We start from the raw sequence: 12,284 nt of genomic DNA on the forward strand, positions 1-12,284 counted from the left end.
GACGGGAGACGCCAAAAGCGGTGCGCGATTCGCACTCGCCTGCGATTATCAGGTTCGCTTCACTGAACCTCCACATCGTGCCACGCAGCTGAAGCAACCGGCCCCAGGCGATCGGAGCTCTATCCTTGTCCCCGGCAAGGCCCAGGACTCTCCCAGCCCGGGGCTCCAGGCCGACCGGCCACGATCCGGCCCCCGTAGCTCAGTGGATAGAGCAGGCGCCTTCTAAGCGCTTGGCCGCAGGTTCGAGTCCTGCCGGGGGCGCAAACCCACCCTGACCAGCGGAAGCGCTGGTCATTTCCTTTTCCCCCGCTCCCCTGCATCGCTTATGCGCCGAGCGCCTTCACGCATGGGCGCGCCGCGAATGGGCACGCACGCGTCATGGCCGGTGACACGGACAGGGACGGGCAGGAGGACCGGCGCCCGGGAGAGGGCGGGCACCGGACGGTGCCGCACACGGCCGACCTGCGCGTCGAGGCATGGGGAGCCGGCCGCGAGCAGTGCCTGGTGGAAGCGGTGCTGGGGATGGTGGAGAGCTTCGCCGACCTCTCCGGCGTACGGGCGAGCGCCGTACGGCAGGTGCGGGTGGCCGAAGGCAGTGACGACGACCTGCTGGCCTCGCTGCTGGACGAGGTGGTGTTCCGGCTGGAGGTGCACGGCGAGGTGCCGGTCGACGTCGAGGCGGTGCCGGTCGACGGCGGGCTGGAGGTCCGGATGGCGGTGGCCGACGTGCGATCGGTGCCGATCACCGGTGCCGTGCCGAAGGCCGTGTCCTGGAACGAGTTGCACCTGGCCCCGGACCCGTACGGATGGTCGTGCGCGGTGACGGTCGACGTCTGAGGCGGCGCGGGCACCGACCGGGCATCCGGCGCGGCGCCGCTCGCGTCCGGCGCGGCGCCCCTCACCCCTTGACCACGCCGAGCGGGACCAGGCGGGCCACCTTGCGGCACAGCCCCGCGCCCTCGCTCGCCTCCACCACCGCGTCGATGTTCTTGTACGCCTCCGGGCTCTCCTCGGCCAGACCCCGCCAGGACAGCGGGCGCACCGCGATGCCGTCCGCCTCCAGCCGGGCCCGCAGTTCCTTGCCGCCGACGGTGCGCGCGGCCTGGTGCCGGCTCATCACGCGGCCGGCGCCGTGGCAGGTGGAGTGGAAGGCGCCGCCGCCGGTCACACCGGTGAGGACGTACGAGGCGGTGCCCATGGTGCCGGGGATGAGCACCGGCTGCCCGACGCCACGCAGGTCCTCGGGCAGGTCGGGGTGGCCGGGCGGGAAGGCCCGGGTGGCGCCCTTGCGGTGCACGCACAGCCGGCGCGCCTCACCGTCCACCCGGTGGGTCTCGGTCTTGGCGAGGTTGTGGGACACGTCGTACACCAGCGTGAGCCGGCTGCCCGTCTCGCGGCGGAAGACCCGGCGGGCCGCCTCGGCCAGCAGCTGGCGGTTCGCGCGGCCGTAGTTGGCGGCCGCGGCCATCGCTCCGAGGTAGGCGCGGCCCTCCGGTGAATCGACCGGGGCGCAGGCCAGCTGCCGGTCCGGTACGTCGATTCCGTACCGCGCCATGGCCCGGTCCATCGCCCGTACGTGGTCGGAACAGATCTGGTGCCCGAGCCCGCGCGAACCGCAGTGGATCATCACGCACACCTGGTCGGCGGCGAGCCCGAACGCGGCGGCGGCCGGCTCGTCGTAGACCTCCGCGACCTGCTGGACCTCCAGGAAATGGTTGCCGGAGCCGAGGCTGCCGACCTGGCCGAGCCCCCGCTCGCGCGCCCGCTCGTTCACCTGGCCGGCGTCGGCGCCGGTGACCGCCCCGCCGTCCTCGCAGCGCCGCAGGTCGCGCTCTTCGCCGTGGCCCTGCTCCACGGCGTACCGGGAACCGCCCTCCAGGACCCGTTCCAGCTCCCGGTGGCCGCTCAGCCGCCAGACTCCGCCCGGCCCGGCGCCGCGCGGGGTCACCCGGCCCAGGCCGTCCATGAGCGCGGGCAGCGCCGGCTCCAGCGCCCGCCGGCCGCAGTCGGCGGCCAGCAGCCGCACCCCGCAGGAGATGTCGAAGCCGACACCGCCGGGCGAGACCACACCGCCCGCGTCGATGTCGGTGGCGGCCACTCCGCCGATGGGGAAGCCGTAACCCCAGTGGACGTCCGGCATGGCGTACGAGGCACCCACGATGCCCGGCAGCGTCGCCACGTTGACGACCTGCTCCAGCGACTTCCCGGCATCCCGCAGCAGCTCCCGGGACGCGAACACCACTCCCGGCACCCGCATCTCCCGCCGCGGGTCGATACGGAAGCGGTAAGGACGCTCCTCCACGAGTTCCATCGCAGCCTCCTGGGTTCACCCGCCGGCAGCCGCCGGCGCCCCGGCCAGTTCCCCCCTGTTTCCAGGATGACGCACACAGAAACCGCACGGCCCGCGCGCCCGCCTCCGCCCCATCCGCATCCGCATCCACACAGGCGGTACTCGTCCACCGGTGCCCGGTCTTTCCCACGGAATTTTCCATACAAGCGGATCAAAATCGTGAATCCCTGATGTCCGCCTCGCCCGGATGCGGCGATGCCATACATCAGCGCACGACTGCGGACGAAATCCTTGGACACCCGGGGGATTCACGGCCGAGCATCTCCAAACCTCCCCCTCCACTCTCCGAAGCGCCGACACCGACACCCTGAACAGGCATTACGCGCAGACGGGCGAATTCTTCTTCCTCATTTCGGCGGAACACCCTGCGCCAACGTCAGGGGCAAACAATCCCGCGAGGGAGTGAATCTCGCCTCCTGCCGCGACCAGTTCGCGATGGACGCGTTAGATATTTCATCGGCGCCTCCGCGGCGCCGGGACTTCCCCTCCTTTTGAAAGGCTAATCGCATGAACGCCAAGAAGGTCCTCACCGGCTCCCTGCTCACGCTTGCCGCCACCGGCTTCGCCGCCTCTCCGGCCGCGGCCTACGGGGACCCGGACCACAAGAACGGCGGCGCGTCGTTCTCGCAGAACATCCAGGTCATCGACGACGTCTGCCCGACGATCCAGGACATCGACGTCATCAACGTCGTCGAGCTGCTCGACGAGGCGCGCGTCAACCAGTGCAACGAGCTCAAGGGCCACTCCGCCATCGTCGACAACTCCGACGCCCCGGCGCTGGCTCTCCTCGGCGGCGTCAGCTAAGACGCCCAGTCGCAGCACTGTTTCCTGGGTCGCCAGGAATGACGCCGGGCCTCGTGGACCCTTCCACGAGGCCCGGCGTTCGTCATACCCGCTCCACACGACCGGCCGGGAGAATGGCTTTCCGGCAGGGCCGACCCAGTGTAAAACCAGTGGCGAATGGTGGAATTCGCGCGTCCCGGCCGCAACCCTCTCGGGATTTCCACGTTATGTATTGCATCGGCGCCTCCGCGGTGCCGGAACTTCCCCCTCCTTCCTGAAAGGCTAATCGCATGAACGCCAAGAAGGTGCTTGCCGGCTCCCTGCTCACGCTTGCCGCCACCGGCTTCGCCGCCTCTCCGGCGATCGCCACCGACGAGCCGTCGTACGAGTCGAACATCCAGATCATCGACGACATCTGCCCGACGATCCAGGACATCGACGTCATCAACATCGTCGAGGCGCTCGACGAGGCACGCGTCAACCAGTGCAATGAGCTCAAGCACCACTCCGCCATCGTCGACAACTCCGACGCCCCGGCACTGGGCCTCCTCGGCTCCGTCAGCTAAGACAGCCGAAGCAATAGCGCTCAGTCCCGGGTTCCGCCCGGAGAGACCCCGGGTTCCGTGGATTCCTTCCACGGAACCCGGGGTCGTCGCGTTCGAGGCGGGGACGGATACGAGTCGGCCGGCCCCGTGAGTTCGCCAACCGGCTCAACCGCCTCTCCGTGCTTCCTCACCGCCCGGCGAAAGCGACTCGGCGGCCCCGGGAAGTCCGAAACAACGGAGGGCGAGGACCGTACAGCGGTCCACACATGAAGCAGACTACGATGTTCGTGAGATAAGCGGAGAAGCAGCGAATGGTGGAATTCGCGCGTCCCGGCCGCAACCCTCTCGGGATTTCCACGTTATGTATTGCATCGGCGCCTCCGCGGTGCCGGAACTTCCCCCTCCTTCCTGAAAGGCTAATCGCATGAACGCCAAGAAGGTGCTTGCCGGCTCCCTGCTGACGCTTGCCGCCACCGGCTTCGCCGCCTCTCCGGCGATGGCCAGCGACGACCTGTCGTACGAGTCGAACATCCAGATCATCGACGACATCTGCCCGACGATCCAGGACGTCGACGTCATCAACATCGTCGAGGTGCTCGACGAGGCACGCGTCAACCAGTGCAACGAGCTCAAGCACCACTCCGCCATCGTCGACAACTCCGACGCCCCGGCGGCTGCCATCCTCGGTGGCGTTTTCTAAAGCCCCCTGAAGCGCCGAGCCGCCGGCGCTGCAGTGACGACGCTTTCTCCTCCGAGGGCCCCGGATCCCGTGATTGTTCACAGGATCCGGGGTCTTTTTCTGCCTGCCCGCCGATGCCGGTAAATGATCCGGTCATTCAGCCTTCCATCCTTGCTGCAAACGGGTTACGTGGAAAGTAATTCTTTAGCAACGGTGCCCCGTCGCGCATTCCCTGCGGCGGGGCACCGTTTTCTCCCGTGGGGGGTCGGCGGTGGAACGAGGAGCCGAGGGCGGCTCCGGTGGCGACGGTGCCCAGTGTTCCCGCGCCGAAGGTGCGGGAACCGGTGGCGGCGATACCCGCCGTGGTGCCGGGCAGGACCCGGACGGAGCCCGCGCCGGCGTTCTCGCCGGGGGCGCCCGCGATGAGTTCGGCCCGGCCGTCGCGGTCGGTGTCCACCAGCCTCGTCGCAAGGCCGAAGCGGTCTCCGGTCTCGGCCGCGCCACCCACCCCCGGGGTGCCCTGGTGGAAGACCTGGGAGCCGGTGCCGATCGGGCCGGTGACCGAGCCACGCATGACGACGGCCGACCGCGTGCGGCTGATCGTGCCGGGTGACTCGCCCGAGACGTCGCCCGAGACGTCGGCCGAGATGTCGCCGTGACCGCCGCCGTTCACGTCGGCGACCGACACCGAAGTGCCGAAGGCGTCGCTCGCCTCGGCGGCGCCCGGGATGCCGGGGCTGTCCTGGTCGAAGACCTGCTTGGACGCGGTCTTCAGACCGTTCGCCGAGCCGTACACCACCGCGACGTAGCCGGCCTTCGCCTTGCCGTTGACGGTCGCCGACGGTGCCGTGAACACCACGTCCGCGTGCCCGTCGCCGTTGAAGTCGTCGCCTTTTGGCGGCCGTGGGGGCGGCGGGCGCGGCGTGGGCCGCCGCCGGGAGGGCCACGACGGCGGCCACGCCGGCTCCTTCAGTGCGGGATGCGATGCAGCGGAGCAGACAGCTCTCCGTACACGCCTCGCCAGACACTCGGGCTCCGCAGATGGTTCCCCTGAGGTCGACTGTCCGCAGCCGGGCGGCTTTCCCTGACGCCGCTTCGCGGCCCGCCGTCATGCCAGCGAGGCACTCACCACCAGGGCGAAGCCCGCTGTGACCAGCAGTGTGCGCACCAGGTGCAGCCTGTTCCACCGTGTCTCGAAGGCCGCGCGGGCCTCGCGGTCGGCAGTGCCTGTCCGCTCGGATGCGGCCAAGGCAGTGTTGAGGGGGATGTTTCCGGCAATCGTGATCAGGTGGTTGAGGATCACGAACCCCAGGCCGGCTGCCAGGAGGACCCACTGCGCGGCTGACCGGCCGCCGTCGCCCGGGACCGCGAGCGCGGCCGTCGGGAAGACCACCGAAGCGAGCATCACCGACACGAACACCCCACGCGGTACGTCTTCGTTGACGCGCCGCATCGCCGCGACGAACTGCTCGTCGGTCAGCCGTCCCAGGGCGGGCATGACACCAATCAGGAAGATCAGCATGAACCCGGCGTACAACCCGGTGGCGACTACGGCGAGGGCGATCAGGAGAGTGGCCATGACGCACATCATGGCCGACCCCCCGTCAGGAAACGATGTCCTTCCGGCCGAATCCGCGGAAGGCGAGGGCGAAGAGCACGAGTGCGTACGTCACCGACACCGCCGCCCCCTTGAGCATTCCGCCCCACTCCAGCTGCGGCTGGAGCGCGTCCGCCCACGCGAACTGCCAGTGCGCGGGCAGGAAATCGCGCCAGGAGCCGAGAGCCGTCACCGCGTCCAGGACGTTGCCCACGATCGTCAGGCCCACCGCGCCGCCGACCGCGCCCAGGGGCGCGTCGGTCTTCGTCGACAGCCAGAACGCCAGGGCCGCGGTCACCAGTTGGGAGACGAAGATGAAGGCGACGACGAGCGCGAGGCGCGGTACGGCGTCTCCCGCGGGCAGGGACCCGCCCGTCGGCAGCTCCAGCGGGCCCCAGCCGTACGCGATCGAACCCGTCACCAGTGCCACGACCGGCAGCAGCACCATCGCCGCCAGGCTGAAGCCCAGAGCCACCGCGAGCTTGCTCCACAGCAGCCGGGCGCGCGGCACCGGCGCCGCGAGCAGGTACCGCAGCGAGGACCAGTTGGCCTCGGAGGCCACCGTGTCGCCGCAGAACAGCGCCACCGGCACCACCAGTAGGAAGCCCGCGGAGACGAACAGACAGGTCGCGGCGAAGTTGGCGCCGGACGCGGTGGCGGTGTCCATCAAGGTCACCCGGCCGCCCTCCCTGCCGGGGGTGCCGCCGATCGCGAACGCGGCGATCAGGATGAGCGGCAGGGCGCCCAGCACCACGGCCATGACCATGGTGCGCCGCCTGCGCCACTGCCGCATCGCCTCGACGCGCAGCGGGAGCGTGTGACCGGGACGGTAACCGGGGGCCGAGTCGGTGGCCGGCTCGGTGATGTTGGTGCTCATGCGGAGGAGCCTCCGATCAGGGTGAGGAACGCGTCCTCCAGGCGGCGGTTCGGTCCGACACCCGTCAGCTGGACGTCCAGGCGGACCAGTTCGCCGATGAGCGTGCTGGGCGACGCCCCGTCCAGCCGTACGAGCAGGCCCTCGTCGGTCCGTACGGCGGACCCGATGCCGGGCAGGGCGCCCACCTTCTCGGCCAGCGCCTGGCTCACCTCGCCCTCCACCGTCACGAGCAGCGTGTCCGTCCCGCCGGTGATCTCCGCGACGGGTCCGGCCTGCATCAGCCGGCCCCGGTCCATGACGACGAGGTGCGTGCAGGACTGCTCGACCTCCGAGAGGAGGTGGCTGGAGACGATGACGGTGCGCCCCGCCGCCGCGTACCGGATCATCACGTCGCGCATCTCACGGATCTGCGGCGGGTCCAGGCCGTTCGTCGGCTCGTCGAGGATGAGCAGGTCCGGCATGCCGAGCATGGCCTGGGCGATGGCGAGCCGCTGCCGCATGCCCTGCGAGTACGTCCGCACGGCCCGCTCCAGCGCGTCGCCGAGCCCCGCGATCTCCAGGGCCTCCTCCATGCGGGAGTCCTCGACGGGCCGGCCGGTCGCCTGCCAGTACAGGTCGAGGTTGGCGCGCCCGGTGAGGTGCGGCAGGAAGCCGGCGCCCTCGACGAACGAACCGACGCGCGACAGGACGGGCGAGCCGGGCCTGATGGCGTGCCCGAAGACCCGGATCTCGCCGCTGTCCGGCGTGATGAGGCCCATGAGCATGCGCAGGGTGGTGGTCTTGCCCGCGCCGTTCGGCCCCAGGAGCCCGAGCACCTGGCCCTTCTCGACGCGGAACGAGAGGTCCCGTACCGCATAGCGGTCGGCGGACTTGGCGTACTTCTTCGTCAGGCCGGTGATCTGGAGCGGCACCCCGGCGAGCGCCGGGTCCGGCGCGGGCGCGGCGGCCCGTCGCCGGGCGGTGAGCAGCAGCGCCACGGCCAGGGCGGCGCCGATCGCCGGCAGTCCCCAGACCCACCAGGGCAGCGGGGCCGCCTGGGTCTTCACACCGGACGCGGTGGGCACGGTGAGTGCCCCGTCCCCTTCGAGGGTCACGGTGTACGCCGTCGGGTCGGCCGGGGAGGCGTACCCGAGGTCGGTGGCGGCGAGGACGACGCGCAGCCGGTGCCCGGCCCTGACCTCGTGGTCGATCGCCGGGAGCCGCAGCTCGACGGTGGCGCCGTCCTTCGCGCCGGCGCCGGTGACGCGGACGGGCGAGACGAGCTGGGAGGGCAGCACCTGCTGGCGTCCGTCCGCGCTCACGTCGTAGACCTTGCCGAACAGCACGGCGTCCTCGCGGTCCGACTTCACCGTGACCCGGACGGTCGGCGAGCCGGTGACGCGCAGGTCCGAGGCGAGCTTCGCGGTCTCGAAGCGCGCGTTCTGGCCGGGGAAGTCGAGGGAGAGCCCGACGCCGAGCCCGGAGAGCCGGGACAGCGCCCCGACGCCCGCGACGCCCGGTACGGAGGAGATGGCGGGCGGGTTCGCACCGGCCGGGCTGGCGAAGCGCTGCTCGCGCCCGCCCGCCAGCTTCAGCTGCCGCTGCCCGGCTTCGAGGCCGGGGTAACGGTCGCCGGTGGCGCCCCGCAGCTGGGCTCCGCCGTTCGTGGAGTCCACGCCTCCGGTGCGGGTGACGCGGAAGGCCGGTCCGGTGTCCGTGCCCTTCTCGTCCTTGAGGTAGCGGTCGAACCAGTCGGTGATCCGGCCCTCCACGCGGGCCGTCTCGCGGTCCCCGCCGTCGTGCCCGCCCGCGATCCAGTCGACGGAGACGGGCGCGCCGTTGGCTTCGATCGCCTTCGCCATGGCGTCGGCGTGGTCGAGCGGGAAGAGCGAGTCGTTCTGTCCCTGCACGATGAGCGCGGGAACCTTGATGCGGTCGCCGACCGCGGACGGGCTGCGCGCCTCCAGCAGGTCACGGGCGGCGGCGTCCGGCTCTCCGGCGACCGCGACCCGTTCGTACATCGCGCACAGCCGCTTCTCGAACCTGTCGCAGCCACCGCCGGTGTTGATGAAGAGTCCGGCCCAGAGCTTCTTGAAGACGCCGTGGGGGAAGAGGGCGTCGGCCAGGTTCCAGTAGGTGATCTGGGGGGCGACGGCGTCGACGCGCCGGTCGTGGCCCGCGGCGAGGAGCGAGACGGCGCCGCCGTACGAGGAACCGCTGACGCCCACGCGCGGATCGCCGTCCGCGTCGAGCCGCACCTCGGGGCGCCCGGCCAGCCAGTCGATCAGCCGCGACACGTCCTTGACCTCACCGTTCGGATCGTTCAGCCCGATCTTCCCGGTGGACTTCCCGAAGCCGCGCGCGGACCAGGTCAGTACGGCGTACCCGTCCCGGGCCAGCTGCTCGGCCTGCGCTTGTACGTCGCGCTTGCTGCCGCCGAAGCCGTGGCCGAGGAGGACGGCGGGACGGCGCTCACCGCCCGCGCCGTCCGCGCCGTCCGCCGTGAAGAACGAGGTGTCGATCCTCACCCCGTCCATGTTCATGATCCGTTCCTCGCGGTGCACCGCGGGCGCGTCGCCGTCGGAGGCGACGGCCGTCCACGTACCGCCCCCGACGAGGACGGCGAACGCGGCGGCCGCGCCGGCGAGCGCCCGGCTGCGGGGAATGCGTAGCTTCATACCTGAACCCTAGGTCCCCGGTACGACAGCCGATGCGGCCCCCGGGTGGACCTCGTCGGGGTACGCGAGGAGTACGGTGCCCTCGCCCCGTACCGCAGCCGGAGTATGCAGAGGGAGCCCTCATGGACATCCACCCGGTCGTCCGGCGCGCGACGACGGTCGCCGAAGTGACCGCCGCCGAGCACCTCTACGACGGCCCGGCGCGCCCGGACCGGGCCGAACGGTTCTTGGTCGCCCCCGGCCACCTGATGCTCGTCGCGTACGTCGACGGAAAACCGGCCGGGATGGTCTCGGGCATCGAGATGACCCACCCGGACAAGGGCACCGAGATGTGCCTGTACGAACTGTCCGTCGACGAGGCGTTCCGGCGGCGCGGCATCGGCCGCGTCCTGACGCGGGCGCTGGCGGAGGTGGCCGAGGAGCGCGGCTGCTACGGCATGTGGGTGGGCGTGGAGCGCGACAACGACGCGGCGCTGGCGACGTACCGCTCGGCGGGGGCCGGGGACGACGGCGACTTCGCGATGCTGACCTGGACGTTCGGGTGAGCATCGGTCTCTGACCGGCGACGGGCCGGCACTCGCCCGAACACTTCCGCGCCGCAGACGACCCTTTGGCGGAATCCTGCCCGTAACACGACCCTGTGCACTTGTGTGTCGCACGAGACGCTGTACTGCGCATCCGCGCCACTCGCATGCCGAAACGAAGACCGACTTCGCGCCCGAGTCACCGATCCGGCAGTGGACCGTTTACCCGGCCAAGACCGCGCGACAAGCCACCAGCCGGGTCATCCCATCGACGATCCCCAGCGACATCGACCTGTCGCGGAACACTCTCGCGGGGCCGTGCGACGTGAACCGTCCAGCGCACGTCCAAGAATGGCGACTACTACGGGGAGACCTACGGCACACACCCCGTGCAGCAGCGCTCCACGCTCAGCGTCAACGCCTCGCCGGAGCCGGCCCGGGTGATCGCGACGGCCAGGACGGTCTCCTGGTCCTGCTTCGCCCCCAGCCTCAGCGGTACATCATCCACAGGAACGCCAGCTTGATCCATGCCAAGCCGTGTTCATAGCTCTTTGAGCCCGAACACCATGGCTCACCCCCGGCTCGTGCTGAACCGGGGGTGAATGTTAGTGGCGACTAGAGACTGCGGCGGCTCTTGACGGCGCTGATGAAGGTGCGCCACTGGTCGACAGGAAAGATCAGGGCGGGTCCGTTCTGGACCTTGCTGTCACGCACAGGCACGACACCGGCGAAGCCGTCCGCTACCTCCACACAGTTGCCCTGGTCGCCGCTGTAACTGCTCTTCCTCCAGGCCGCGCGGCCGAGGTCCACACCCTGCCTGTCTTCGTGCTTCACGTCAGTTCCCTTATTTGGCGCGCGATCTTGTCACGCGAAGGATCTACGTCCAGAGCGGCCGCGCGCAACAGGTCGAACGTGCGGCTGTAGGCGATGCGATCGTCGTCCCGCTCAAGGTAGACGCTACTCGCAAGCCCTTCCGAATACACCACGTCGAGTTCGGCCTGCACCGGGAACTCAAGGATGACGAACGGCCCCAACATCCCTGCGTGTGCGCCGGCCTGGAACGGCAGTATCTGGAGAGTGACATTGGGCTGATCGGCGACGTCGGCCAGTCGCCTGAGCTGCTTCACCATGGTCGATGTCCCGCCTACGGTTCGATGCAAGATCGACTCGTCCAGGATGGCCCAGAGTTGCAGGGGCTCTTCGCGGTTGAGTGCTGCGTTTTGGCGTGCCAATCGCACATCCACCAGCGCATTGACCTCGTCCGATTCCCGCTCCGGCTTCAGCGCCCGGATGACGGCACGCGCGTAGTCCGGGGTTTGCAAGAGGCCGGGCACAAGAGTGGTTTCAAAGCTGCGCGCCGCCGACGCTTCCGCTTCGAAGCTGATGTAGTCCAGGTAGCGGGGGGTGAGTACGTCGTTGTACGGCTGCCACCAGACGCGACGCTTGCCTTCCCTGGCGAGGGTTTCGAGCCCGGTTCGGGCCTCCTTGTCGCGCACCTCGTAGAGGTCGAGGAGCGCGGTCACTTCATGGGCCCGCAGTCCGCTGCGTCCACTCTCGATGCGGCTGATCTTCGACGGATGCCATCCCATCTTCTCGGCTGCACTCTCCGCCGTGAGTGCTTGGCGCTCTCTGATCTTGCGGAGTTCTGCGCCGAGCATCCGGCGGCGCATTGTCGGAATGGCGGCCATCTGCCTCCCCTAACTCTCGGCTGGTCACAGTATGTCGCCCTCTGGCGATCGACAGTCACCCGTAAGTGCACGTGCACTTCGCTGCAATGGGTTGCGCATTCGTGGTGGAGGGGAGCATTCTGATGGAGCTAGTTGCTCGCTGTGACCGCAAGGTCACAAGCGGGTGATCTTGCTGATTCCCCATGCTCACGCGGTGGTTGCGTGTCGTGGTGGTGAAAGTAAGGACCCCCGCGACCGCGCGAACGGTCCGGGGGCATGGTCAACGCTTGTAAGGAGCGCCGACGTGCTGAACCCTATCGTCCGTCTCTTTGAACCACTTCTGCGGTTACTGTTCCCGCCTGCGGGGCGCCATCGGCAAGGAGACCTGAACGCCTGTCCGGCGTCTGACGCCCGGCGTCGACGGGTAGTCTCCTGCTCTGCCTTGCCTCTCACCTTGCCCACCCGAGGTGGGGTGAGAGGCCCCCGCGTCCGGTCGCGTGCCCAGGCTGCTCATGAGCGGTGGGAGCGTGCGGATCTGCGGTTGCGTCGGCAGCGGCGCCGGGCTCTGTGGCTGGCCGTGCACGGGGTCGACGTCGGGCCGCGTG

General features: G+C 69.8%; 13 protein-coding genes and 1 tRNA gene. 6 read left to right on the top strand and 8 right to left on the bottom strand.

All coding sequences use genetic code 11. The annotated features are described in order from the left end of the window. Positions 1–188 precede the first annotated feature (188 nt). Together ACWDZ4_RS27875 and ACWDZ4_RS27880 are read left to right on the top strand one after the other, a co-directional pair. A tRNA-Arg gene (locus ACWDZ4_RS27875) sits at positions 189–261 on the top strand. A 117-nt stretch (positions 262–378) separates the two neighbouring features. Further along, a complete protein-coding gene (locus ACWDZ4_RS27880) occupies positions 379–837 on the top strand; it encodes an archease (RefSeq protein WP_451511138.1) in 459 nt (152 codons plus the stop codon). A 61-nt stretch (positions 838–898) separates the two neighbouring features. Here ACWDZ4_RS27880 and ACWDZ4_RS27885 read toward each other — a convergent pair whose 3' ends face one another. Continuing rightward, a complete protein-coding gene (locus ACWDZ4_RS27885) occupies positions 899–2,311 on the bottom strand; it encodes an RtcB family protein (protein WP_451511139.1) in 1,413 nt (470 codons plus the stop codon). Between the two features lie 546 nt (positions 2,312–2,857). Between ACWDZ4_RS27885 and ACWDZ4_RS27890 the strand changes: the two genes are divergently transcribed. From ACWDZ4_RS27890 to ACWDZ4_RS27900, 3 genes are all read left to right on the top strand, one after another. Then, positions 2,858–3,154, top strand: a complete 297-nt coding sequence (locus ACWDZ4_RS27890) for a hypothetical protein (RefSeq protein ID WP_451511140.1) — start codon at positions 2,858–2,860, stop codon at positions 3,152–3,154. A gap of 269 nt (positions 3,155–3,423) precedes the next feature. Continuing rightward, complete coding sequence (locus ACWDZ4_RS27895; protein WP_451511141.1) at positions 3,424–3,699, top strand: hypothetical protein; 276 nt, start codon at positions 3,424–3,426, stop codon at positions 3,697–3,699. A gap of 403 nt (positions 3,700–4,102) precedes the next feature. Then, a complete protein-coding gene (locus ACWDZ4_RS27900; RefSeq protein WP_451511142.1) occupies positions 4,103–4,378 on the top strand; it encodes a hypothetical protein in 276 nt (91 codons plus the stop codon). A gap of 136 nt (positions 4,379–4,514) precedes the next feature. Here ACWDZ4_RS27900 and ACWDZ4_RS27905 read toward each other — a convergent pair whose 3' ends face one another. The 4 genes from ACWDZ4_RS27905 to ACWDZ4_RS27920 form a co-directional block, all read right to left on the bottom strand. Next, entirely contained in the window at positions 4,515–5,381 is an 867-nt protein-coding gene (locus tag ACWDZ4_RS27905) for a hypothetical protein (protein ID WP_451511168.1), read from the bottom strand. Between the two features lie 84 nt (positions 5,382–5,465). After that, positions 5,466–5,936: an anthrone oxygenase family protein gene (locus ACWDZ4_RS27910; RefSeq protein WP_451511143.1), complete on the bottom strand. Its 471-nt coding sequence runs from the start codon at positions 5,934–5,936 to the stop codon at positions 5,466–5,468. A 25-nt stretch (positions 5,937–5,961) separates the two neighbouring features. Continuing rightward, a complete protein-coding gene (locus tag ACWDZ4_RS27915) occupies positions 5,962–6,831 on the bottom strand; it encodes an ABC transporter permease (RefSeq protein ID WP_451511144.1) in 870 nt (289 codons plus the stop codon). Next, positions 6,828–9,488: an alpha/beta fold hydrolase gene (locus tag ACWDZ4_RS27920; protein WP_451511145.1), complete on the bottom strand. Its 2,661-nt coding sequence runs from the start codon at positions 9,486–9,488 to the stop codon at positions 6,828–6,830. The genes ACWDZ4_RS27915 and ACWDZ4_RS27920 overlap by 4 nt, the downstream gene beginning before the upstream one ends. Positions 9,489–9,610: 122 nt before the next feature. Between ACWDZ4_RS27920 and ACWDZ4_RS27925 the strand changes: the two genes are divergently transcribed. Then, positions 9,611–10,033 (top strand): N-acetyltransferase family protein, encoded by a 423-nt coding sequence (locus tag ACWDZ4_RS27925; RefSeq protein ID WP_451511146.1) that lies wholly within the window; start codon positions 9,611–9,613, stop codon positions 10,031–10,033. Positions 10,034–10,385: 352 nt separating this feature from the next. Here the strand turns inward: ACWDZ4_RS27925 and ACWDZ4_RS27930 are convergent, their stop codons facing one another. The 3 genes from ACWDZ4_RS27930 to ACWDZ4_RS27940 all read right to left on the bottom strand — a co-directional run bounded on the left by ACWDZ4_RS27930 (position 10,386) and on the right by ACWDZ4_RS27940 (position 11,700). Next, positions 10,386–10,520 (bottom strand): hypothetical protein, encoded by a 135-nt coding sequence (locus ACWDZ4_RS27930; protein ID WP_451511147.1) that lies wholly within the window; start codon positions 10,518–10,520, stop codon positions 10,386–10,388. 107 nt (positions 10,521–10,627) lie between these two features. After that, on the bottom strand, positions 10,628–10,846 hold the full coding sequence (locus ACWDZ4_RS27935; RefSeq protein WP_451511148.1) for a DUF397 domain-containing protein: 219 nt from the start codon (positions 10,844–10,846) through the stop codon (positions 10,628–10,630). After that, positions 10,843–11,700 (bottom strand): helix-turn-helix domain-containing protein, encoded by an 858-nt coding sequence (locus ACWDZ4_RS27940; RefSeq protein ID WP_451511149.1) that lies wholly within the window; start codon positions 11,698–11,700, stop codon positions 10,843–10,845. The genes ACWDZ4_RS27935 and ACWDZ4_RS27940 overlap by 4 nt, the downstream gene beginning before the upstream one ends. Positions 11,701–12,284 lie beyond the last annotated feature (584 nt).

The sequence above is a fragment of the Streptomyces sp. NPDC003016 genome (assembly GCF_053591455.1).

What these genes read in the sequence shown, in the direction of transcription:
- ACWDZ4_RS27880 (WP_451511138.1), top strand. Translation starts at nt 379, where the DNA reads ATGGCCGGTGACACGGACAGGGACGGGCAGGAGGACCGGCGCCCGGGA.
- ACWDZ4_RS27885 (WP_451511139.1), bottom strand. Translation starts at nt 2,311, where the DNA reads ATGGAACTCGTGGAGGAGCGTCCTTACCGCTTCCGTATCGACCCGCGG.
- ACWDZ4_RS27890 (WP_451511140.1), top strand. Translation starts at nt 2,858, where the DNA reads ATGAACGCCAAGAAGGTCCTCACCGGCTCCCTGCTCACGCTTGCCGCC.
- ACWDZ4_RS27895 (WP_451511141.1), top strand. Translation starts at nt 3,424, where the DNA reads ATGAACGCCAAGAAGGTGCTTGCCGGCTCCCTGCTCACGCTTGCCGCC.
- ACWDZ4_RS27900 (WP_451511142.1), top strand. Translation starts at nt 4,103, where the DNA reads ATGAACGCCAAGAAGGTGCTTGCCGGCTCCCTGCTGACGCTTGCCGCC.
- ACWDZ4_RS27910 (WP_451511143.1), bottom strand. Translation starts at nt 5,936, where the DNA reads ATGGCCACTCTCCTGATCGCCCTCGCCGTAGTCGCCACCGGGTTGTAC.
- ACWDZ4_RS27915 (WP_451511144.1), bottom strand. Translation starts at nt 6,831, where the DNA reads ATGAGCACCAACATCACCGAGCCGGCCACCGACTCGGCCCCCGGTTAC.
- ACWDZ4_RS27920 (WP_451511145.1), bottom strand. Translation starts at nt 9,488, where the DNA reads ATGAAGCTACGCATTCCCCGCAGCCGGGCGCTCGCCGGCGCGGCCGCC.
- ACWDZ4_RS27925 (WP_451511146.1), top strand. Translation starts at nt 9,611, where the DNA reads ATGGACATCCACCCGGTCGTCCGGCGCGCGACGACGGTCGCCGAAGTG.
- ACWDZ4_RS27940 (WP_451511149.1), bottom strand. Translation starts at nt 11,700, where the DNA reads ATGGCCGCCATTCCGACAATGCGCCGCCGGATGCTCGGCGCAGAACTC.